Genomic DNA, 20,845 nt, shown 5'->3' on the forward strand with positions numbered 1-20,845 from the left:
GAATGGCCCAAATCTACGAGCATAGCCCCCGCCCGGTCGGCGGGCCGATCAAGTTCACCCTCAAGGGCGACAGGCTGATCGTCGATTCCGGCCGCAAGGTCCATGAGGTCAGGCTCGGGGCGGTCGAAACGGTACGGATGACCTATGAGCCGGGGCGGTTCGCGCAGAAAGCGTTCCGGACCAGGATCCGGATGAAGGACGGCAAGACCTTCACCTTCACATCGCTGAACTGGAAGAACCTCGTGGAGGCGGAATCCCTACCCCGGGAATATCGGGCCTTCGCGCAGGCGCTGTTCGAGGCCATCGCCCGCGCCAATCCGGATGCACGGTTCGTGGCAGGCAAGCCGTGGCTGATATGGATCACGACTGCGACCTTCGCCCTCGGCTCCCTCATCGCCATGGCCTATCTGATCTGGCGCGCCCTCCAGATGGATGCGACGAGCATTGCACTGATGGGAGGACTCTTCGCCGCGGTAGGCGTCTGGCAGTTGGAGCCGATGGTAAGGCTCAACAAACCCCGCTCCTTCCGCCCCGAAGCGCCACCCGTGGAACTCTTGCCGAACGAATCTTAGGCCCGCACCACCAGCACAGAGCATTTGGCATGGCGCACGATGGTGGAGGCATTCGAGCCGAGGAGGTAGGTTGCCATGCTCGGCCGGTGCGAGCCGATGACGATGAGATCGGCCCCGGTCTTTTCGGCCTCGTCCAGCACTTCGGTATAGGTCGAGCCGAAACGCACCACCGCCGAGACGCGCTCGGCCGGGAGCTTCACTTTCGCGGCGAGATCGGCCAGCTTCTTTTCCGCCTCTCCCTGCTGCTCCTCGTCGAAGGTCGGCGGCATGAATTCCATGTAGGTCACAGGCACGATCGAGCGCACGTAGATTAGACGGACGGTGCCGTCCCAGACCTGGGCCAGCTCGACGGCCCTGTCGATGGCAGGCTTGGCGGCTTCGACCTCTGCCAGATCGACGGGAACGAGGATCGTCTTGAACATGGATGTGCCCCTCTTGAACGTTTGCGGATTAAATGGTGGCCGAAAATCCTAGGAAAAGAGGCCGGACGGGAATTCCCGGCGCGGCCTTAACTTCCATCAGACCATAATATGGGCTTTCTTCAACCCTGCCGTGTGGGAGTGCGAACTACGAGGCCGTCGAGTTCGAACCTGACCCGGATCTGGCACGACAGGCGCGAGTTCGGACGAACATCGTAGGCGAAATCGAGCATGTCCTCTTCCATCGGCTGCGGCGAGCCGGCGGCATCCTCCCACTCCTCGTCCACATAAACGTGACATGTGGCGCAGGAGCAGGCTCCGCCGCATTCGGCCTCGATGCCGGGAATGCCGTTCCTGACCGCGGCCTCCATGACCGTCGAGCCCTCTTCGGCTTCGACGGTGCGGGCCGTCCCTTCAGGATCGATGTATGTGATCTTGACCATTGCTGACCTCTGCCTCTCGGCGCATACTTAATCAAGCATGGGCAGGAAGACGAGAGACGATCGTGGCGCCCTGCCGTTTTCCTGCCGCAATTTACCCCGCACTGCTGGTTACTGAGCCGTTAACGACGTTAGCAAGTTGCACGGGACATTGGGTTTCCATCCCCTCGTCCGGCCGCTAGACTTACTTGGTAAATGGCAGGTTACCGAACGTAAGTACCGAAAGGCGGTTTTGCGGCTCGGATAAAGTCTGTGCATCTGCGTTGTTACTGGCGAATGCAGCAGCCTTACCCACCATTCTGTTGCGTCACGAGGGCGATCATGGCGACCGAGAAGAAGAAGATGAAAGACCCGGCAGAGGCGGCCTTGTCGGCTGTCGAACAGGCATTGAACCTGGACGATGCACTTCCGTCGCTATCGGTCGACCAGTCGGATGAATCCACGCCCGCACGCGATCCCAAGCTTCCAGACATCGACGACCACGATTTCACACGCGGTCCCTTCGCCGACCTCGATGCCGAAATCCCGATGAGCCGTTCCGATTCCCGCGACGCCAAGCAGGACGAGACGTCCCGTTCCGGCTTTGTCGCCCCCGACCGGAACGCCGTCGCCAACGACGACCGGCAGAATGTCGGCGTGATGCTTCAGGCGCTTCAAGTCCGTTCATCCCGGCGCCCCTACACCATCGCCACCCTCGCCTCCCTCCTCTGGCTCGGCGGTGCAGGCTTCCTTGTCTATTCGCAGGGCATCACCACGGTCGAGCATTTGCTCGCCGCCTACACCATGGCGCAGCTCTCCATCGCCGCTGTCGTGCTGGTGGCTCCGATCCTCCTCTTCTTCATTGCGGCCATGCTCACGGTTCGCTCGCAGGAGATGAAGCAGGTCGCCCGCGCGATAGGCGAAGTCGCCGTGCGTCTGGCTCAGCCCGAAAATTTCTCCACCGATGCGGTGCTTTCCGTCTCCCAGGCCGTGCGCCGCGAAGTGGCTGCCGTCGGCGACGGTGTCGAGCGCGCCCTTGCCCGTGCTGGCGAGTTGGAGACCCTGGTCCGCAGCGAAATCTCCACCCTCGAGCGCGCCTATACGGATAACGAGATCCGCATCCGCTCCCTGATCGACGAACTCGTCACGCAGCGCGAGGCCATCGTCACCAATGCCGAGCGCGTTCGCAGCGCGATTACCGGCACTCATCAGAATCTCACGCAGGACCTCGATGCGGCGGCCGAGCGGGTCGTTTCCGCCGTTCACGGCGCTGGCGACCGCGTCACCGGTTCGCTCGAAGAGCGCGGCGAGCAGATTACGCAGGCCCTCGGCCGCGCCGGCGAGCGTGTGGTCGAGGAAATGGCGAGCCGCGGCGTCGAGCTGGTCGATCGCCTCTCCGGCGCGAGCGAGGACATCAAGTCCGGCATCGCCGAAGTCGGTACCCACATCACAACCGCCCTCGAGGGCAAGGCGCAGGACATCACCGGCGCTTTCGAGCGGACCGGCGACGTGCTGACCCGCCATCTCCAGGACGGCGCGAGCCAGGTCACGCGCACGCTCGCCGAAACCGGCCGCGGCGTGATCGACGCCCTTGCCCAGCAGGGCAACGACGTGCGTGAGGCTTTCGAGCACACCGCCCGCACCCTTGAGGAAAGCTTCGCCCAGCGCGGCAGCGAGATCACCGAGAAGCTTGCTGCAACCGGCGGCGTCATCGCCGACGACATTTCGGCCCGCACCACGGAAATGCGTGATCAGATCGCGGCGGCCGGCACGGCCGTCGGCGAAGAGATCGTCCTGCGCGGCAGCACCGTGCGCGAACAGCTGGCCTCCACCGGCTCCTCGATCATCGAGGAGCTGGCCACCAACGGAAGCAGCCTGCGCAACGAATTCGCCAACACGGCGACATCCTTCATCGAGGATCTGACGACACGGGGCGGCACTCTGCGCGAACAGCTGGCCGCAACCGGCGCCGAGGTCGTCGATGAGATCGTCGTGCGCGGCGGCGAGTTCCGCAAGCGTCTCGCGACCACTGCGGCCGATGTCACCCGTGAAATCTCCCAGCGCGGCGGTGAAGTGCGCGAGCAGCTCGAGGGTGCCGTCCGTCTTGCGGACGAAGCCATCGGCAGCCGGGTCGAAGACCTTGCCGCCCGCCTTGAGACCGCCAGCCAGCGCGTCAGCGAGACCGTCACCGTTCAGGGCCAGGCTCTTGAAGGCAGCCTCTCGGAGATGGGCGAGCGGATCACCTCCCTCATGGGCGCGAAGGTCGACGAGTTCCAGTCGGCATTCGAAACCCGTGGCCAGCAGTTTTCGGAAACCCTCACCCACCATGCGGACGAGGCGCAGACACGCCTGGCCGGCACCGGCAAGGACATCGTCCTCGCCATCGCCACTCAGGGCGCGCGCGTCAACGAGGCTCTCAACCGGACGGCTGAAACCCTGTCCCAGACTGTCGAGACCCGCAGCCGCGAGATGGAGGAAACCCTCGGTTCCCGCCTTACCGCCTTCGAGGATGTCATGGGCCGCGGCGGCGAATTGGCAGAGCGCATCTCCCGCGATGTGGGCAGCCTGACGGAAACGATCAGCGGCCGCTTCGAGGAGATGGATCGCCTCATCACCGTGCAGGGCCGCACGATGGCGGAGTCCTTCGCCGAACGCGCCCGCGAAGCGACCGGCGCCATCGAAACCCAGCTCACGGCTCTCGAAGAGCATGCTACCCGTCGCACGTCGGAGATCACTGCGAATTTCGACACCATCGTCGAGCGTGTCGACCAAGCCCTCGGCACCCGCTCCTCGGCCCTCAACGAGGCGCTCGTGGTACGGACCGGCGAGATGGCCCGGGTCATGGCCGAAGGCGGCCGCGACGTGGCGAGCGCCCTCCAGGCCCGCGTGGACGAAATCAGCCAAGTCATCACCGTCAAGAGCGGAACGATCGCCGAGACGCTCTCGGCCAAGGCCGGCGAAATCAGCGAAGCGCTCGGCACCCGCGCCGCCGAAATCGAACAGGCCCTCGGCAGCCGCGCCGGCGAGATCACGGAAACCCTCGGCGCCCGCGCCTTCGAGATCGACCGTACCCTCGGCAGCCGTGCCACGGAGATCAACGCGACCCTCGGCAGCCGCGCGGAGGAAATCGCCACGACCCTCGATCAGCGGGTCGCCCTCTTCGAGGATCGCGTCGTCAACCGCCTCTCCGGCGTTGCCGAAGCAATCGAGGAGAAGGGCCAGACCGTGCTCGGTTCACTCGGCAACCGCATCGGCGAGATCCGCGACATCTTCGATACGCAGGGCACCTCCCTCGTGGAGAGCCTCGGCGAGCGCGGCAGCCTGATCGGCCGCGAGGTCGCTACCATCAGCGACACGACTCTGCGCAATCTGGAAGAGCGCAGCAATGCGGTGATCAATAGCCTGCAGGATCGCAGCACCACCATGCTGGCCTCCCTCCAGGAGCGCACCATGGAGCTGACCTCGTCCTACATGCAGTCCACCGAGGTCATGCGCGTCGCCATCGACGAAGGGACGGAGCGCACCGTCTCCACACTCGTCGGCACCAACGAGCGCCTGCGCGGCGAGCTTTCCGAAGTGCTCGGCCGGCTGCAGGACGCCAATCGCCTGCTTCAGCAGGTCGCAACGAGCGCCAGCGGCAATCTCGGCGCCATCGAGGACGGCCTTGCCGGCCGGGTCCAGCAGATCGAAGGCCTTCTGTCGGAAATCGCAGCCCAGACAGGCCGCGCCTCCGATCAGGTCGCCGATCAGGTCGAGGCCCTTCGCTCCGTGTCGTCCGGCGCGATCCAGCAGGCCACCGAACTGGCCTTCGCCCTCGAGGAGCGCGGCCGTGCGCTGACCGACGGCATCCGCGAGCAACTCACGACCCTGACCGACGCGGCAAGCTCACTGGAGCGTGCGGAAACCCGCATCAGCTCGGCCCTCTCCGGCCGCGAGGAGGCCCTCAACGACCTTCTCGGCCGCATCAACAGCCGGTCGGAGGATCTGGAATCTGTTACGCGCACCTTTACCGGCATGGTGGAAGGGTCCCTGCAGAACGCCGAGGCCAAGGCCCGCCAGATCGGCTCCGTGCTGGCCGATTCCGCCCAGGCGACGAGCCATGCCATCGGAGAGCAGTTCGAACGCATCCGCACCTCGACGGGAGCGGAAGGCGAGCGGACTGCAGCCGCCCTGCGCACGGCCTATGAGCAAGCCGCCACCGAGATGGCAGCGGCGTTGAACGCCGCCACCACGAAGTTCCGCGATACCATGGGCGAATTGCGCGGCATGACCGGCCAGATCCAGCGCGAACTTGAGACGACGCGGGCGGAACTCCGTCGCGGGGTCGTCGAGCTGCCGCAGGAGACGCAGGAGACCACGGCCAATATGCGCCGGGTCGTCGCCGACCAGATCAAGGCACTCAACGAGCTCTCCGCTCTTGTCTCGCGCTCGAACCGCGTGGTCGATACGGTCCCGGCCGCTCAACCCCGCCGGGTCAACGAGGCGGCTGTCGCGGCGGTCGCGGCGGTTGTCGAGCAGCGTCCCGCTCCGGCACCGACGCTTCCCGCGCCGACTCCGGCACCGACCGTAGCGCGCCATGTCGAGCCGAAAGCCGCTCCGGCCCCTGCCCCGGTTGCGCCCCCTGCGCCCGCTCCGGCTCCGGTTCGCCAGGCTCCGCCTGCGGCCGAGCGCCCGGTCCTCCGTCGCGAGGAACCGGCCCGGGAAGCCGGTCGTGGCGGTGGCTGGCTGTCGGATCTTCTGAACCGCGCCTCGCGCGATGAGGAAGCGGAACATGCCCGCGCGCCGTCCCGCCCCGATCGTTCACGGGTCAACAGCCTCGAATCCCTCGATTCGATCTCCGTCGACATCGCCCGGATGATCGATCACGACGCGGCCGTCGAGCTCTGGGACCGTTACAAGCGCGGCGAACACAACGTGTTCACCCGCCGCCTCTACACGATCCAGGGCCAGCAGACCTTCGACGAGATCCGCCGCAAGTATGGGCGCGACGCGGAGTTCAAGCAGACGGTCGACCGCTATGTGGAAGAATTCGAGCGCCTGCTCGCCGAGGTTTCCCGCGACGACAGGGACTCCATGCTGACCAAGACCTACCTGACCTCGGAGACCGGCAAGGTCTACACCATGCTGGCCCATGCCAGCGGCCGGTTCGACTGAACCGGAACAGAGCCAGGCACCAACTGAAAAACGCGGCCCCAAAGGCCGCKTTTTTCAGTTGGTGCCGGCTGCTCCCAGCGTGCCTGCACGCCACTCTGAAACATCGATGGCCGGCTCAAGGCCGGCCATGACAGAGAAGCGTAACTTCGATCAGGGGGCTTGGTTTCAGGTCGGAGGCTGATTGGCCGCCTGGCTCACCTCTTCCCGCCTCGGAAGCCTGTTCCCGCTGACCCAGCGCACGATATCCAGCATCACGACGGACAGAGCCTCGTCGAGAGCGCGGGCGGCGTTGGCCGCATCGACGGCCGCAGCGGGAACGCGAGCGCGGAAAATCCGTCCATTGAGGATACGCCCGTTCGCATCGTTCACGATCTTGGCTGCGATCTCCACGACGGCCTCATTGCTCGGCGTCGCGATTTCGAAGTTGCGGAGTTCGGAAATGAGCTGCACATCGCCCACCGCGCCGCTGCTCGGCCGCGAAACGCCGCGTATCTGCGAGGAATTCTCGAAGGTATTGATCAGGCGCGTCTGGATCAGCCGGGGCAGGTTGTCGGACCATTGGCCGTTGCCCAGGAAAGAGATCGCGCCCGAAGCGTCCTTCACGATGATCTGCTGGGTCGAGAGAGCCTGAAGAGCGGCGGGCTCGTTGACCAGCACCTGCACGCCCGAGGCACCATGGATGCGGGAAGTCGGCGCCGACAGGTCGTACGTCGTCGGGGGCGGTCCCGCGGCGCAGGCACCGGCAAGCATCGTGAGAAGCAGTGCCGGCGTAAGGCGCAGAAGTGGTCTGGCCCGATCGATGGGGGTGGGGAACACGGAGGACCTACACATCTTTAAAGCTTAACGGCGCCCATTGTATTCGGGTATGGACGGGCGGCCACCGAATATAATCTGCTGTGGATTGCGCTCCAGGCTTCGGACCGCGCGGCTGATGTCGTTGAGCGCCTTCCGGCCCTCCACCGCCAAGGCTTCGTATTCGCGCAGGCCCGTCTCCGAGAATCGTCCCAGGCCGGTGAGAACACCCGTGGTGCGCTCGTTGAGATTGTCGGCCAGGATACGGACGGAAGTGGCCGCCTCCTTGATCGTCTCGAACGCGCTCTTGCCCTCTTCGCCGGAGGCGGAACCGAGGAACTTCTCCGCGGCAACCAGCACGGCGTCGATGCGGTCGGCCGACTTGTTGAGCTTCTCGGTGATGGAACGCGCCTCCGTGATCGCCTTGTCCACATCGGGGCTGCGGCGGCTGAGGGTCTGGGTAAAGGTATCCACGTTGTCGACCGTGCGCCCGATCTTGACCGGATCGACCGCCTTGGCGAGCTTATTGATGTCATCCAGAGCCGTATCGAGTTTCGGCGCCGCCTCGTTGAGGCGGGCAACGAGGGCCGCCGCATCGCGGAGCGCGTCGTTGATGTCCTTACGGCTTTCGCTGAGGCCTTGCGTGAAATTGTCCACATTCTCGACGATGCGCGAAACGCGCTGGCGGTCCACGGAGCGCACCATTTCGTCGAGATTGGTCGCGAGGGTTTCGAGCTTTTCGGCCAGCGGACCGACCTTCTCGGCCGCCTGCCCGACCTGCGCGAGGAAGCGGTCGATGCCTTCGGCGTTCTCGCCAAGGGCCTGCGAGAAGCGCTCGACGTTCTGCACCGTGCGGTTGATGGAGCCCTCGTTCTCCGAAATCACGCGGCCGACCCGCTCCAGCACGTCATCCGCGCGCCGGGCGATGTTGCGGGCCGTCTCGATGAGATCCTGGAAATCGGATCGATCGGCGAAGATCGTCGGCAAGGGCTGCCCCGGACCGGCAACAAGCTGAGGGGCGTTGGGTTCACCACCGGACAATGCGATGGTCGCGACGCCTGTGAGACCTTGATATTCGAGGCGGGCCCGGGTGTCGGTGCGGATGGGGGTGCCGTTCTCAACCTGAGCGATGGCGACGACGCGGCGCGGGTCCTCGGGGAGAAGGTTGATATCGGTCACCTCGCCGACGCGCAGACCGTTGAAGGAAACGGTCGAACCTTTCGACAGGCCGGACACGGAGCCGGAAAACACGATGCGGATGGCCTGGCGCGCCTGTCCGCGATCGCCACCGGAGAACCAGTAGACAAAACCGAAGCCCGCCGCGATCACCGCCAGCGTGAACAACCCGATCAAAGCGTAATTCGCACGCGTTTCCATCACAAACCTTACGCGCCACCGGCCGAGACCGCGCGAGCCCGTTTCCCGTGAAAATAGGCGCGGAGCCAAGGATGATCCGATGCGAGCATCGCCTCGATAGGCCCTTCCGCCAGAATTTTACCCTCTCCAAGGGCCGCGATTCGGTCGCAGACCGTGTGAAGGCTATCCAAATCATGGGTTACCATGAATACGGTAAGCCCCAAAGTCCGCTGTAACGTAGCGATAAGCTCATCGAATTCTCCGGCACCGATGGGGTCGAGGCCCGAGGTCGGCTCGTCGAGGAAGAGAATGTCCGGATCAAGCGCCAGGGCGCGGGCCAGCGCCGCGCGCTTGATCATGCCGCCGGACAGCTCGGAGGGCAGCTTGTCCGCCGCATCGGGTTTCAGGCCGACCATCTCGATCTTGAGCATGGCGAGTTCGTCCAGCAGCCGTTCCGACAGATCCAGAAACTCCCGCATCGGCACCTGCACGTTCTGTTTCACCGTCAGCGCCGAGAACAAGGCGCCCTGCTGAAAGAGAACACCCCAGCGTCGCTCCAAGAGCCGCCGCTCGGAAGGCGACAATTCGTCCAGATTCTGCCCCAGCACCTCGATGGTGCCCGCCCGCTTCGGCACGAGGCCGAGAATCGCCCGGGTCAGGACCGACTTGCCCTGTCCCGAGGCGCCCACGAAACCAAGGATTTCGCCCCGATAAACGTCGAGATCGAGGCCTTTCAGGATGGTCTTTTCCCCGAAGCCGACCTCGATGTCGCGTACGCGGATCACCACTTCGCGGTCCTTGACGGGGATGGGATGGCGTCTCTCGAGCATCGCCTAATACCTGATTGCCGCGAAGAACATAGCGAAGAGGCCATCGAGCACGATGACCATGAAAATTGCCTTCACCACCGAGGACGTCACATGCCTGCCGAGGGATTCGGCGGATCCGGCCACTGCCAGGCCCTCCAGGGTGGCGATGATGCCGATGACCAGTGCCATGAACGGCGCCTTGATGAGACCGACGAGAAACGTGTTCATCCCCACGGCGGCTCGCAGGCGGGAGAGGAAGACATCCGGACTGATGTCGCCATAGAGCCAGGCCGTGATTCCGCCGCCGGACAGGGCGGCGATCGAGGCGATGAAGGTCAGAAGCGGCAGCCCGATCAGGAGAGCGAGAATGCGGGGGATGATCAGGACCTCGATCGGATCGAGCCCCATGACCCGCAGGGCATCGATCTCCTCCCGCATCTTCATGGAGCCGATCTCGGCCGTAAAGGCGGACCCGGACCGGCCCGCGACCATGATGGAGGTCAGAAGAACGCCCAGTTCGCGCAGGACCAGAATGCCGGTCAGGTCGACGACGAAAGGCGTCGCGCCGAAGCGCTGGAGCTGGAAAATGCCCTGTTGCGCAATGATGCAGCCGACCAGGAACGAGATCAGAACGATGATGGGAACGCCGCGATAGGCGATCTGCTCCATCTGGTTGATGACGGCCGTCCCCCGGAACCGGCGCGGATGGATCATGACGCGGATGAGAGCCGAAACCAGTTCGCCCAGGAAAGCCACGCCGTCGATGAGATCGCGCCCGGCGCCGTAGACGGTCTTTCCCATATCGACCAGGAAATCGACGAATTTCGAATGCTTGACGGCCTTCGTTTCCTGGAAGCCACGATAGGCGACCTCATCCAGCAGAATCTGCTGTTCGGCTGAGGCATTGGCGAAGTCGACCGCCAGCCCGCGCTCTCCCAGCTCGTGCCTCGTCCGGTCGAGAACCCAAGCTCCGAGGGTGTCGAGGCGTCCTACCTTGCTGAGATCGATGATCATGCGGTGGTGGTCCGCGGCGGCTGAAATTTCCGCCGCCAGGACTTCAACCAATGCGGCATGCTCGGCGATCCAGTGACCGGCGAGCCTCGCCGTCACCTTATCCCCGGCACGTTCGATTTCGACTTGCGGCTCGTGAGCCAAGGTGCTCTGCGCCACGATCATCCTTCCGGCATTGATTCCGCTAGGTGATAGCGTGTAGCTGCGTCACAAGTCGAGCCGAAGTTAAGAATTTTGGGGAAGAGAATGCGTCATCTGACCGTCACGATCGACCGGTTTCCCATCGCCGGAAAGTTCACCATCGCCCGCGGGTCCCGCACGGAAGCCGTTGTCGTTACAGCGACAATCGCCGAGGATGGGACGACGGGCCATGGGGAATGCGTCCCCTATGCCCGTTATGGCGAGACGGTCGAAGGTGTTGCCGCCGCCATCGAGGCCATGCGTCCGCAGATCGAGGCCGGAATGACCCGGGAGGCTCTGCAGGCGGCGATGCCGGCGGGAGCGGCCCGCAACGCGGTTGACTGCGCGCTCTGGGACCTCGACGCCAAGCGCTCCGGCATCCGCGCGCATCTCACGGCGGGCGTCAATCGCTGGCTGCCGGCGACCACCGCCTACACGATCAGCCTCGACACGCCGGAGGCCATGGCTGAAGCGGCGGCGAAGGCGGCCGACCGGCCGATCCTGAAGGTCAAGTTCGGAGCTCCGGGCGGCGATCTCGAGCGCATCGCCGCCGTTCGTAAGGCTGTACCGGATGCGACGCTGATCGCCGATGCCAATGAAGGCTGGACGGAGGACAACCTCGCCGCCCATTTCGCGGCCTGCGCGGATGCTGGCTTCGCCCTTGTGGAACAGCCCCTCCCTGCCAAGAACGACGGTTACCTGGGCAAGATCTCCCGCCCGGTGCCGATCTGCGCCGACGAGAGCGTGCATGACCGGGCGAGCCTCGACCGGTTGGTCGGGCTCTACGACGCCGTCAACATCAAGCTCGACAAGACGGGCGGATTGACCGAGGCCCTGGCGCTCGCCGATGCGGCCGAGGCCCGGGGCTTCTCCATCATGATTGGCTGCATGGTCGGCACGTCGCTGGCCATGGCCCCCGCCATGGTACTGGCGCCCCGCGCCCGTTTCGTCGATCTCGACGGCCCGCTCCTCCTCGCTCTGGATCGGGAACCCGGCCTGAGATTCGACGGCAGCATCATCTATCCGCCGGAGCCCGCTCTCTGGGGTTGAGTTTTCAGCATCCGCGCGGCAGCGAGGAGTAGGATAAAACCGATGGCTCCCAGGGGAGCCATCGCCGCAAAGACGGCAGCACCTGATTCCTTATAGATCACGCCGCTCGCGATGGTGGATGCAGCCGTGAACAGGGCCGCAAGCGATCCGTAAATGCCCTGGGCCCGTCCCCGCGCATGGAGCGGAGCAAGAGCGGTAAGCGCCGCCATGGCCCCCAGATGCGATGCCCCGAACGTCAGGCTGTGCATGGTCTGCAGCACGAAGGTGACTGCCGTTCCCGGATGCAGGGAAAGAACGGTGAAGCGGATCACTGCGGCAGAAGCTCCGATCATGAGCAAGCCGAGCCCCGATCCGCGCCCGACGGCCTTTCCTAAGAAGATGAAGACCATGATTTCAGCGATCACGCCGGCTGCCCAGAAATAGCCGATGACCGAATCCGCAAATCCCTGCGACTGCCAATAGATGCTGGCGAAGGCGTTGAGAGCGCCATGGCTGCCCTGAATCATCGCCGCCGCGATCATGACGATCCAGAGTACCTTCGGAAGAGCCTTCGCGGCCGGGCTTCCGTCCTCCGCCTTCTCGGGGATGTCGGCTCCGCCATCCGGAACCGCGATCAGTGTCGCGATGATGCCGAGAATGGGAATGAGGGTCAGCGCCACCAGAACGATGCCCGCACCGAACGCGCCGACAAGATAGCCGGCCGCGATATTGGCGATGAAGAACGAGATGGAGCCAAAGCCCCGGATGCGGCCGTAATTCAGGCCCGGGTGGCGCTGCACCGCTGCCGTCGTCACGAGATCGTTGCCGGGGATGACCGCCGCCTGGGCGATGGCGACGAGCGCCACCAGGCCGATGATGGTGAGGCTGTCCTGTGCCAGCATGAGCAGGGGAAAGCCCGCCATTTGCCCCAGATGACTTGCCAGAAGCAGCCGCCGCGGGCCGAAGGACCTGTCGGCGAGGCTTAAGAGAGGCGCCGTAGCGACAATCCTCACAATGATTGGAATGGCGACGACAATGCCGATGATGGCCGGGCTCAGCGCCTTGCTCTGCAACCAGATCGGGAAGAACGGCAGATAGAAGCCGTGACTGAAGAAGCTTGCAGCATGCAATGCGGACAGACGGATTCCCAAAGCCCTAGAAGTGGACATCACCGGAACAGCCAGCGGAAAGGGATCGAGAGAGCCAAAAGGGATGAGGGCACGGCGTAAAGTCGTCGTTGATAACGTAAGGGAAAGTCTTGAGCTGTCTACGGCTTTCGACACAGTGGTCCCATCGGAATCGGGAAACCCAGGCATCGACGGAGTCCACCATGCCGGATGAAGAGACGCTCGTCACCTTCAATCACATGGACTATGGCGCCATCGAAGCCGCCGTGATGGAGACCGCACGCGGCCGCTGGTTCCTGCGCGAATATGCCAAACGTAACCGCAATGCGGATACGGAAGCCGTCCTGGCTGCGGTAGCGGGACTCGAGAAGAAACTTGTCGAGGAAAAAGCCGCCCGCACCATGGACCAGATCCGGGCCAGCCTGCTGGATATGGCCAGCGCCATTGGAGAGACAAAGGCCGATATCGGTCTATGCCAGCCGGAGGAACGGGACGCCCCGGTCGCCGCGCCCGATTCCGGCCCGGAAGAGACTGCCCGGCGCATCGCGCGCATTCTCAAGACTTTGCGTTACCTGGAAGAGCGTATCCACGCCATGATGGATCTCTGCGATCCCGAGCAGCCTTTGGCGGACAAGGAGCCGCCTTCTCGCGACGTGGTGGATTTCGTACAGGCGAGAGCCGCCTCCCCCTTCCTCAACTAAAGCCCGGTCTTTCCCGGATCACGCTCTAGCCGCTTTGTAGTCAGGCGTTGTCGCTGGCCGCCGCAATATTGGAAAAGAACTGGCGCGCGCTTTCCCGCCAGGTGAATGTCTCGCCATAAGCGCGGCACCGATCCCTAGAAATCTCAAGAGCGGCCATGGCAGCCTCGCGCAGGTCCCAGCTCAGCACCCCACATCCCGCCGAGCCGACGACATCGATCGGACCCATGACAGGGAAGGCCGCGATGGGCAGTCCAGACGCCAGAGCCTCGATCAGAACGACGCCGAACGTATCGGTGAGGCTCGGAAAAACGAACACGTCGGCGGAGGCATAGGCCCGCGCCAGAGGTTCGCCGATGAGAGACCCAGTAAACAGCGTTTGCGGGTATTTCCGCTGCAGTTCGGCCCTCGCCGGCCCATCGCCAACGACGACCTTCGTACCTGGAAGATCGAGGGAGAGGAAAGCCTCCAGGTTCTTCTCGACCGCGATGCGTCCGACGAACAGGAAAACCGGCGAGCGCCCATCGAGAACCCTCTCGCCACGCGGCCGGAAGAGATGCGTATCGACGCCCCGGGTCCAACGCACGATGTTCCGGAATCCGTGATCCCGCAGCGCGATTTCCAGGGACATCGTGCTGACCATGACGGCCCGCCCGCCATTATGGAACCGTCGGAGCGCGCTGTAGGTCCAGCTCTCGGGAATGGGCAGGCGAGCGGACACATATTCCGGAAAACGGGTGTGATAGCTTGTGGTGAAGGCCCTGCCCTGCTTCCGGCAGAGGCCTCGCACCGCAAGGCCTATCGGCCCCTCGGTGGCGATATGGACATGGGTCGGCCGAGCGTCTTCCATGAGGCGGGCAACCCGGTCCGGCATCGCCAAGGACAGGCGGATTTCGGGATAGGTCGGCATCGGAAAGGAGCGAAACCGCTCCGGCGTCAGGAGCGCGACCTCGGCGCCGAAGGCGGGCGCCTCCGCCACCATATGTTCGAGCGAGCGCACGACCCCGTTGATCTGAGGCCGCCAGGCGTCGGTTGCGATCAGAAGGCGCATCAGGCCGCCCTGACGGTGAGCGAAGAGGCATCAGGAAGCTGAGGTATTTTCTCAGGGATGGCCTCGGTCCAGCGGACCATCTGCAATGTGCCGTCGTAATGCTCGACGATGGCGGTGCAGGATTCCACCCAATCACCCGTATTCACGTAGCGCACGCCCAGAAGATCATGCATGGCGGCATGGTGGATATGGCCGCAGATGACGCCGTCGGCCTCCTGCCGCTTGGCCTCCGCCGCCAGAAGCTCTTCGAAGCGGCTGATGTAGTTCACCGCGTTCTTCACCTTCAGTTTGGCCCAGGAGGAAAGCGACCAATAGGTCAGCCCGAGCTTGCGGCGCACGATGTTGAGGTGGGTATTGACGAAGAGCGCCGCCGTATAGGCGCCGTCGCCGAGAAGCGCGAGCCAGCGCGCATGGCGGACCACGAGATCGAACTGATCTCCGTGCATGACGAGGTAGCGCTTGCCGTCGGCAGCCTCATGCAGTGCGGAATCGGCCAGCTCGATCCCGCCGAGATGGACGCCGAGATAGTCCCGCAGGAACTCGTCGTGATTGCCGGGAATGTAGATCAGGCGCGTTCCCTTGCGCACCTTGCGCAGGAGTTTCTGGACCACGTCGTTATGGGCCTGCGGCCAGTACCATCCGGATTTCAGCCGCCAGCCATCGACGATGTCGCCGACGAGATAGATGGTATCGGCATCATAATGCTTCAGAAAATCGAGAAGCTGGCCGGCTTGGCAGCCCTTGGTACCGAGATGGGTATCCGACAGAAACAATGTACGCACGCGGATGGCGGCAAGATCCTGGGCCATGCAGCGTCCTTTCTTGGAGGATCGCCAAAGCCAAACCGGATTCGCATCTCACCCCTGTGACGCTCTTCTTGCGAAAATGTGACAGCCCACGCCGCAAGCATGCACCAGACGCAGGCATTTTCTCCAAAAGAGGGGTTCACGCGGACGCCTGCTCGTGGTTGGCTGCAATCATCATCGACGCGACTCAAAGCCTATGAAATCTTTCCCATCGTGAAACCTCTCCTGGGGATTTCCCTCAAAGTCCTCTCCGCCTTCGTCTTCACGCTCATGTCGGCCGGATTGAAGACGTTGACCGCGCTCTACCCTGTCGGAGAGATCGTGTTCTTCCGCTCGATCTTCGCGATGATCCCGCTCCTGATCTGGTTGTCCTGGCAGGGCGATCTCATCAATGCGGTGCGCACCGACAACGTGCCCGGCCACTTCCTGCGCGGCCTGATCGGCACCTCGGGCATGTATCTCGGCTTCGCCGCCCTCTCCTATCTTCCTCTGCACGACACCATCGCCATCGGCTACGCATCGCCCCTCATCGTCGTCATCCTGGCCGCTCTCCTCCTGAAGGAGAAGGTTCGCGCCTATCGCTGGTCCGCCGTCGGAATCGGCTTCATCGGCGTCCTGATCATGCTCTCGCCCTATCTGAAGTTCGGCACCTTCAGCGGAGGCATGGATGCCGGACCGACCATCGGGGCCCTCTTCGCTCTGGTCGGAGCCTTGTGTTCCGCGGGCGCGACCATCCAGGTGCGCCGCCTGACCATGACCGAGCGGACGGGCGCCATCGTCTTTTACTTCTTCGTCCTGGCGTCGGCCCTGTCTCTGCTGACCATCCCCTTCGGCTGGAAGATCCCGCCCCTCACGGACCTTCTGTTCTTCATGCTGGTCGGCACCCTGGGCGGCATCGGGCAGATTCTGATCACCCAGAGCTATCGCTATGCCGACACCTCGATCCTGGCGCCCTTCGAATACACCACGATGATCTGGGCACTCCTGCTCGGCTGGTTCGTCTTCGGCGACCTGCCGACCTTTGCCGTCATGATCGGCGCCGCCATCGTTGCTGCCACGGGGCTTTTCATCATCTGGCGGGAGCGCCGACTCGGTCTGGCCCGTGCCAAGGAACTCGAAACCGCCGCCCAGAGGCCCGGCGGCTAGAGTATCGGACCCAAAAGTGGACTCCATTTTTGGGATCAATCCGATGCTCTCTCGTTGGATGAGCGCATCGTTCTGAGCAGAAAACCGGGTCCACTTTTCCGCACGATGCGCTAGGCCGGACCTCCCTGTTCTTTTTGTCGAAAGACGGGCTTGGACGGCGCGCCTGCTTGACCCATCTCCTCTGTTACCCCACAACCGTTTTGTGGAACGAACGTTCTGTCTTTCAGAACAGAGGCGAGTCAGATGGGCGTTGAAGGCAAAGAGCGTCACCGGGAACTGGACGCAGGCGCACAGGTTCTCTCCGGCCATATGGGCAAGACGATCCAGCGGCTGCGCAAGGCCTATAACCTGTCCCTTTCGGAACTGGCAGAGCAGTCCGGCGTGGCGAAATCGATCATCAGCCAGATCGAGAGAAACGAGACCAACCCAACGCTTGCCACCATCTGGCGCCTGAGTCAGGCCCTCGACGTCTCCATCGAGCGTGTGCTCGCCACGAGCGACGAGGAGCCGTTCATCGAGAAATCGACCCGGGCCGATACGCCCATCCTGCTGTCCGAGGATGGCAAGGTCCGGCTGGCGATCATCGGCTGGCTCAAGACCATCGAATGGCTGCAATGGTATGATGTGCAGGCGGAGCCGGGTGGCGTCCTCGACTCGGACGGCCACCAGCGTGGTTCCGTCGAGTGCCTTTCAGTCCTCGAAGGCGAGTTCGAGGTCGAAGTGGGCGATGTGGTCCAGCGCGCCAAAGCCGGCGAGACCCTGCGCTATCGCTGCGATCGCCGTCACACGATCCGCGCGGTCGGCGATACGCCTGGTCACGCAACCATGGTCTGCATCCTGAAAGCGGCCGTGATGGATTAGCGCCTCTCGCTGCCTCGACGCGTCCGGCTCTTACGCCGCATTTTCGGACAAGTCGGCGCCTTCTTTGCTTGACACTTCTTGCGCGCTTGCTGGCTGCAGTGTCCGGAGCTGAACGCCTTTGGAATCTGAAACGATCTGCTTTCGAAGGAGATCGAAGCGAACGAACGGGATGGTTTGGCTTTCGAGAAGATCCAGCATCGCCAGCGGATCATTGAGCGGAAGGCTTGCATGAGCAGCCATCATCTTGGGCATGTCGTATTGCCACCACTGCGCTTTTAGGAGCCGGGCGATGGTTTTTTCGTCAAAGCGGTATTTCACGACCCGCCCGGGATTACCGACGACCACCGCGTAGTCGGGAACATCCTTGGCGACCACCGTCCCCGCACCGATCACCGCCCCGTGGCCGATCTTGACGCCAGGAAGGAGGACGGCCCGGTTTCCGATCCAGACATCATGTCCAACCTGGGTGATTTTGCTGTAGCCATCGAATTGAAATGGTGGCTGGTAATCCGCGAATGTCCGGTAGATGTTCTGGTAGGATAAAGGGTGAGTGGTCAGCCATTGGGTAGGATGAGCGCTCCCCCGCATGAGCACTTCATTGCCGATCGAGCAATATCGCCCGATCGAAGCATAGGCGAGGCTGGCACGGGGCGCCGCATAAGAATAGGCGCCCATGAAAACATTCATCAGCTCGACGGCCGGATAGATTCTGACAGGCTGCTCCCAGGTAAAACAGGTCTCGAAGGAGCCTGCCATGTCGAGACCATGCTCCAACAGAATTGCCTTAATATCGATGTTGGCATGATTCACGGTGGCAATCTCTTACTCTTACGTGAGTGAAGAAAACTGCCTTTAATATATATAACGTTATATTGAAATCTATTTCTCTTGCGGCTTCTTATAGGCCTGCCGCGGAGGCAGGGAGAGGATGTATTCCGCCATGGCCTGACGGTCGGATTCCGGCAGTTGCGCAATGTTGTGAACCACCGCGCCCATCGGCCCGCCGACCGTGTCGAAAGTTGGCGTCTCCCCTGTCGTGAGAAGCGTCACCAGCTCGGCGGCCGACCAGCCGCCGATCCCGCTCGGGCTCGGCGTGATGTTGGGGACAGTGCCCTTTCCTTCAGGATTAGGCCCTCCGGCGAAGCGACGGTCAGGAATGATGGCGCCCGCGAGATTGCGCTCGCTGTGGCACTCGGCGCAATGGCCGGGTCCTTCAACCAGATAGGCACCACGGTTCCAGGTCGTCGACCGGTCGGGATCGGGAACGAACACGCGCCCGTCGAGGAAGGCCAGCTTCCAGAGGCCGATGCCGCGGCGGATATTGAAGGGAAAAGGCAGCTCATGCGGAGGCGCACGTCCTTCGACCGGCGGCAGCGTCATCAGGAACGCGAAGAGATCGGAAAGGTCCGCAGCGGACATGCGCTGATAGGACGAATAGGGAAAAGCCGGATAAAGGTGCTGCTCATCCGGCGACACACCCTCGCGCATGGCGCGCACGAAATCCGCCGTGCTCCAGGCTCCGATTCCATCCTGCTTGTGCGGTGAAATATTGGGGACGTGGAACGTGCCGAAAGGCGATTTCAGAGCATAACCACCGCCCATCCGCGTCTTGTCGTCCTGGCCCGGTGTTGCGTGGCAGGATGAGCAACCGCCCGCGAGGAACAGGATGCGGCCCTTCTCAGGATCGGGGTTGTGTGCAAAGGCAGCCGGCGTGCCGGGAGTGGCAGCCGTCTCGCCATGGATGACGCGCCACGCGGTCGGAGAGGTGAGAGCGAAGAAACCCAAGGCTCCGAGCACTACCAGCCCCAGGAGCACCACAACCGTTTTTCGCATTCTCTCCCCCCTCACAACAAAACGGGCGGCTTTATCAAGCCGCCCGCACCGCTCTCCGACAAAACCCCTACCCGACCGGCTGGCGGAAGGTTTTATGGCAGGTGCCGCAGTTTTGAAGAACCTTCGGCATCTCGGCCTTGAAGGTCGCCTCGTCCTTGATCGAAGTCAGCGCGGCCTGCGCGTCCTGCTCGAACTTGACGAAAATGGCATTGAAATCGGCCTTGCTCTCCCAGACCGCTGGCAGAACCTTGGTGTTGCCGCCGGACTTCGAATTCTCCGGGAAGAGAGAGGGCGCTTCCTTTGCATTGTGAGAATAGGCCTTGAGTGCGGTTTGCACCTGCGCAAGGTCGAACGGAGCCTGGCCGCGCAGCATGGCGCCGATCACGCGTGAGTGTTCGCCATTGTCCTTCATGAGCTTCTGACGTTGCTCGATGACATTGGCTTGTGCGATCGCCGCAGTCACTCCAAGCGCCAGGAGGCTGGCGACGAAAACGGTACGCTTCATATGGTATCTTCCCCTTGTTGGTCCGATGGAAGGCTTCCCTCGGCCCATCATCGGCGAACGAACATTAGCGCATATTTTTTCCTGACCCCGCAATCAGGGGGCAAACACATCTCTGTGATGGGATAACGGAGGGGGAGCGGGCCTATTCCACGGGCTCGCCGGCACCGATCCAATCCTTGAAGCCGCCTTTGTAATGCTCCCGGATGTCGCGTCCGGCCGCCTGGGCAAACTCGGCTGCCCGGGCAGACCTGACCCCTGCGGCACAGGAGAAAACGATTCGCTTGCCTGTCGGCAGTGATGCCGGGTCGAAGGTCGAGAGGGGGTGAGAAACCGCCCCTGGAATATGGCCGGCCGCGAATTCCTGCGGCTCGCGGACATCGACCAGCAGAATGGAGCCGTCGCTGAGCCCCTGCTTGATGTCGTCCCGGCTGAGATCGACGATGGGTGCTGAACCATTCATGGGAGAACCTCCGTGCTCCGTTGTCTAAAGCATTTTCCGCAAAATTGGATTTCCAGTTCTGCGAAGAGAAAATGCGTTCCTTCAATAAGAGAGCATATCGGCTTGGCACGGAGGCTCGCAATCGAATGGCTTACGGAAGATCCGGAATACGCAGAACCCAACCGGGTTGAATCATGTCCGGATTTTTCACGGGCGGAGAATTCGCTTTCACGATCTCCGTGTATTTGGCGCCCTTGCCCTTGCCGTAATGCTTCTCGGCGATGGTCCAAAGGGTATCGCCCTTCACGACCGTATACATGACGGATTGCTTTTCAGGCTGTTGAATCTGGAGACCCGTGGTGTCGACCTCGGCGACGCCGAAGGTATTGCCGAGAGCGAGAATGATCCGCTCGGCCTCATCCTGGCTTACGGCCTGACCGGACAATTTCACCTTATCTCCATCGACATCGATGCCGAGTTTGCCGGCATCGAAGCCCTGGCCTTGAACCTCCTGCTTCAACTTATCCGGAGTCGCCGCCTCGGCGCTTCCGCCGAAAATCTTGGCTCCCGCCTCCTTGATGAATTTGAACAAACCCATGACCCCTCTCCTTTTCGGTCCCGGCATCGGTATGACGCCG

The 20,845-nt window shown here is 63.0% G+C and carries 20 protein-coding genes; 6 read left to right on the top strand and 14 right to left on the bottom strand.

The window, feature by feature from the left end; all coding sequences use genetic code 11:
• Positions 1 to 2: 2 nt before the first annotated feature.
• Positions 3 to 572: a hypothetical protein gene (locus AB4Y97_RS10120; protein WP_441998916.1), complete on the top strand. Its 570-nt coding sequence runs from the start codon at positions 3 to 5 to the stop codon at positions 570 to 572.
• On the opposite strand, the gene AB4Y97_RS10125 is transcribed toward AB4Y97_RS10120, so the two are convergent.
• Together AB4Y97_RS10125 and AB4Y97_RS10130 are read right to left on the bottom strand one after the other, a co-directional pair.
• Complete coding sequence (locus AB4Y97_RS10125) at positions 569 to 994, bottom strand: universal stress protein (protein WP_441998917.1); 426 nt, start codon at positions 992 to 994, stop codon at positions 569 to 571. The genes AB4Y97_RS10120 and AB4Y97_RS10125 overlap by 4 nt on opposite strands.
• A gap of 119 nt (positions 995 to 1,113) precedes the next feature.
• Positions 1,114 to 1,434: a 2Fe-2S iron-sulfur cluster-binding protein gene (locus AB4Y97_RS10130; protein ID WP_441998918.1), complete on the bottom strand. Its 321-nt coding sequence runs from the start codon at positions 1,432 to 1,434 to the stop codon at positions 1,114 to 1,116.
• A gap of 318 nt (positions 1,435 to 1,752) precedes the next feature.
• On the opposite strand from AB4Y97_RS10130, the gene AB4Y97_RS10135 reads away from it, so the two are divergent.
• Entirely contained in the window at positions 1,753 to 6,564 is a 4,812-nt protein-coding gene (locus AB4Y97_RS10135; RefSeq protein WP_441998919.1) for a hypothetical protein, read from the top strand.
• 165 nt (positions 6,565 to 6,729) lie between these two features.
• Here the strand turns inward: AB4Y97_RS10135 and AB4Y97_RS10140 are convergent, their stop codons facing one another.
• The 4 genes from AB4Y97_RS10140 to AB4Y97_RS10155 are packed head-to-tail and all read right to left on the bottom strand — an operon-like array spanning position 6,730 to position 10,697.
• Positions 6,730 to 7,380, bottom strand: a complete 651-nt coding sequence (locus AB4Y97_RS10140; RefSeq protein ID WP_441998920.1) for an ABC-type transport auxiliary lipoprotein family protein — start codon at positions 7,378 to 7,380, stop codon at positions 6,730 to 6,732.
• Between the two features lie 24 nt (positions 7,381 to 7,404).
• Positions 7,405 to 8,733, bottom strand: coding sequence for an MlaD family protein (locus AB4Y97_RS10145; RefSeq protein ID WP_441998921.1), 1,329 nt, complete (start codon positions 8,731 to 8,733; stop codon positions 7,405 to 7,407).
• A gap of 8 nt (positions 8,734 to 8,741) precedes the next feature.
• Positions 8,742 to 9,542, bottom strand: a complete 801-nt coding sequence (locus AB4Y97_RS10150; protein WP_441998922.1) for an ABC transporter ATP-binding protein — start codon at positions 9,540 to 9,542, stop codon at positions 8,742 to 8,744.
• 3 nt (positions 9,543 to 9,545) lie between these two features.
• The gene (locus AB4Y97_RS10155; RefSeq protein WP_441998923.1) at positions 9,546 to 10,697 is read right to left on the bottom strand and encodes an MlaE family lipid ABC transporter permease subunit; all 1,152 of its coding nucleotides are present in this window, start codon (positions 10,695 to 10,697) and stop codon (positions 9,546 to 9,548) included.
• A gap of 81 nt (positions 10,698 to 10,778) precedes the next feature.
• Here AB4Y97_RS10155 and dgcA point away from each other — a divergent pair, with 81 nt between their 5' ends.
• Entirely contained in the window at positions 10,779 to 11,762 is a 984-nt protein-coding gene (dgcA, locus tag AB4Y97_RS10160; protein ID WP_441998924.1) for an N-acetyl-D-Glu racemase DgcA, read from the top strand.
• On the opposite strand, the gene AB4Y97_RS10165 is transcribed toward dgcA, so the two are convergent.
• Positions 11,732 to 12,910, bottom strand: a complete 1,179-nt coding sequence (locus AB4Y97_RS10165; protein WP_441999050.1) for an MFS transporter — start codon at positions 12,908 to 12,910, stop codon at positions 11,732 to 11,734. The genes dgcA and AB4Y97_RS10165 overlap by 31 nt on opposite strands.
• 161 nt (positions 12,911 to 13,071) lie before the next feature.
• On the opposite strand from AB4Y97_RS10165, the gene AB4Y97_RS10170 reads away from it, so the two are divergent.
• Positions 13,072 to 13,569: a hypothetical protein gene (locus AB4Y97_RS10170; protein ID WP_441999058.1), complete on the top strand. Its 498-nt coding sequence runs from the start codon at positions 13,072 to 13,074 to the stop codon at positions 13,567 to 13,569.
• A gap of 40 nt (positions 13,570 to 13,609) precedes the next feature.
• Here the strand turns inward: AB4Y97_RS10170 and AB4Y97_RS10175 are convergent, their stop codons facing one another.
• Positions 13,610 to 14,617: a glycosyltransferase family 4 protein gene (locus tag AB4Y97_RS10175; protein WP_441998925.1), complete on the bottom strand. Its 1,008-nt coding sequence runs from the start codon at positions 14,615 to 14,617 to the stop codon at positions 13,610 to 13,612.
• A complete protein-coding gene (locus tag AB4Y97_RS10180; RefSeq protein ID WP_441998926.1) occupies positions 14,617 to 15,426 on the bottom strand; it encodes a UDP-2,3-diacylglucosamine diphosphatase in 810 nt (269 codons plus the stop codon). The genes AB4Y97_RS10175 and AB4Y97_RS10180 overlap by 1 nt, the downstream gene beginning before the upstream one ends.
• A gap of 210 nt (positions 15,427 to 15,636) precedes the next feature.
• Between AB4Y97_RS10180 and AB4Y97_RS10185 the strand changes: the two genes are divergently transcribed.
• Both AB4Y97_RS10185 and AB4Y97_RS10190 read left to right on the top strand, forming a co-directional pair.
• On the top strand, positions 15,637 to 16,569 hold the full coding sequence (locus tag AB4Y97_RS10185) for a DMT family transporter (RefSeq protein WP_441998927.1): 933 nt from the start codon (positions 15,637 to 15,639) through the stop codon (positions 16,567 to 16,569).
• A 243-nt stretch (positions 16,570 to 16,812) separates the two neighbouring features.
• Entirely contained in the window at positions 16,813 to 17,430 is a 618-nt protein-coding gene (locus AB4Y97_RS10190) for a helix-turn-helix domain-containing protein (RefSeq protein WP_441998928.1), read from the top strand.
• A 30-nt stretch (positions 17,431 to 17,460) separates the two neighbouring features.
• Here AB4Y97_RS10190 and AB4Y97_RS10195 read toward each other — a convergent pair whose 3' ends face one another.
• The 5 genes from AB4Y97_RS10195 to lysM all read right to left on the bottom strand — a co-directional run bounded on the left by AB4Y97_RS10195 (position 17,461) and on the right by lysM (position 20,805).
• Positions 17,461 to 18,240 carry a CatB-related O-acetyltransferase gene (locus AB4Y97_RS10195; protein WP_441998929.1) on the bottom strand — a complete coding sequence of 260 codons (780 nt, stop codon included), beginning with the start codon at positions 18,238 to 18,240 and terminating at the stop codon, positions 17,461 to 17,463.
• 69 nt (positions 18,241 to 18,309) lie between these two features.
• Positions 18,310 to 19,263 carry a c-type cytochrome gene (locus tag AB4Y97_RS10200; RefSeq protein WP_441998930.1) on the bottom strand — a complete coding sequence of 318 codons (954 nt, stop codon included), beginning with the start codon at positions 19,261 to 19,263 and terminating at the stop codon, positions 18,310 to 18,312.
• A 67-nt stretch (positions 19,264 to 19,330) separates the two neighbouring features.
• Positions 19,331 to 19,768: a c-type cytochrome gene (locus AB4Y97_RS10205; RefSeq protein WP_441998931.1), complete on the bottom strand. Its 438-nt coding sequence runs from the start codon at positions 19,766 to 19,768 to the stop codon at positions 19,331 to 19,333.
• A 142-nt stretch (positions 19,769 to 19,910) separates the two neighbouring features.
• Entirely contained in the window at positions 19,911 to 20,228 is a 318-nt protein-coding gene (locus AB4Y97_RS10210) for a rhodanese-like domain-containing protein (RefSeq protein ID WP_441998932.1), read from the bottom strand.
• 130 nt (positions 20,229 to 20,358) lie between these two features.
• On the bottom strand, positions 20,359 to 20,805 hold the full coding sequence (lysM, locus tag AB4Y97_RS10215; RefSeq protein ID WP_441998933.1) for a peptidoglycan-binding protein LysM: 447 nt from the start codon (positions 20,803 to 20,805) through the stop codon (positions 20,359 to 20,361).
• Positions 20,806 to 20,845: the final 40 nt, after the last annotated feature.

It is taken from the genome of Microvirga sp. 2TAF3, assembly GCF_052114965.1.
GTDB lineage: Bacteria > Pseudomonadota > Alphaproteobacteria > Rhizobiales > Beijerinckiaceae > Microvirga.

Excerpts from the sequence above, each read along its gene's own strand:
- AB4Y97_RS10205 (WP_441998931.1), bottom strand. The coding sequence starts at position 19,768 with ATGAAGCGTACCGTTTTCGTCGCCAGCCTCCTGGCGCTTGGAGTGACT.
- AB4Y97_RS10170 (WP_441999058.1), top strand. The coding sequence starts at position 13,072 with ATGCCGGATGAAGAGACGCTCGTCACCTTCAATCACATGGACTATGGC.
- lysM (WP_441998933.1), bottom strand. The coding sequence starts at position 20,805 with ATGGGTTTGTTCAAATTCATCAAGGAGGCGGGAGCCAAGATTTTCGGC.
- AB4Y97_RS10135 (WP_441998919.1), top strand. The coding sequence starts at position 1,753 with ATGGCGACCGAGAAGAAGAAGATGAAAGACCCGGCAGAGGCGGCCTTG.
- AB4Y97_RS10155 (WP_441998923.1), bottom strand. The coding sequence starts at position 10,697 with ATGATCGTGGCGCAGAGCACCTTGGCTCACGAGCCGCAAGTCGAAATC.
- AB4Y97_RS10180 (WP_441998926.1), bottom strand. The coding sequence starts at position 15,426 with ATGGCCCAGGATCTTGCCGCCATCCGCGTGCGTACATTGTTTCTGTCG.
- AB4Y97_RS10130 (WP_441998918.1), bottom strand. The coding sequence starts at position 1,434 with ATGGTCAAGATCACATACATCGATCCTGAAGGGACGGCCCGCACCGTC.
- AB4Y97_RS10175 (WP_441998925.1), bottom strand. The coding sequence starts at position 14,617 with ATGCGCCTTCTGATCGCAACCGACGCCTGGCGGCCTCAGATCAACGGG.
- dgcA (WP_441998924.1), top strand. The coding sequence starts at position 10,779 with ATGCGTCATCTGACCGTCACGATCGACCGGTTTCCCATCGCCGGAAAG.
- AB4Y97_RS10145 (WP_441998921.1), bottom strand. The coding sequence starts at position 8,733 with ATGGAAACGCGTGCGAATTACGCTTTGATCGGGTTGTTCACGCTGGCG.
- AB4Y97_RS10125 (WP_441998917.1), bottom strand. The coding sequence starts at position 994 with ATGTTCAAGACGATCCTCGTTCCCGTCGATCTGGCAGAGGTCGAAGCC.
- AB4Y97_RS10200 (WP_441998930.1), bottom strand. The coding sequence starts at position 19,263 with ATGCGAAAAACGGTTGTGGTGCTCCTGGGGCTGGTAGTGCTCGGAGCC.
- AB4Y97_RS10120 (WP_441998916.1), top strand. The coding sequence starts at position 3 with ATGGCCCAAATCTACGAGCATAGCCCCCGCCCGGTCGGCGGGCCGATC.
- AB4Y97_RS10210 (WP_441998932.1), bottom strand. The coding sequence starts at position 20,228 with ATGAATGGTTCAGCACCCATCGTCGATCTCAGCCGGGACGACATCAAG.
- AB4Y97_RS10150 (WP_441998922.1), bottom strand. The coding sequence starts at position 9,542 with ATGCTCGAGAGACGCCATCCCATCCCCGTCAAGGACCGCGAAGTGGTG.
- AB4Y97_RS10165 (WP_441999050.1), bottom strand. The coding sequence starts at position 12,910 with ATGTCCACTTCTAGGGCTTTGGGAATCCGTCTGTCCGCATTGCATGCT.
- AB4Y97_RS10190 (WP_441998928.1), top strand. The coding sequence starts at position 16,813 with ATGGGCGTTGAAGGCAAAGAGCGTCACCGGGAACTGGACGCAGGCGCA.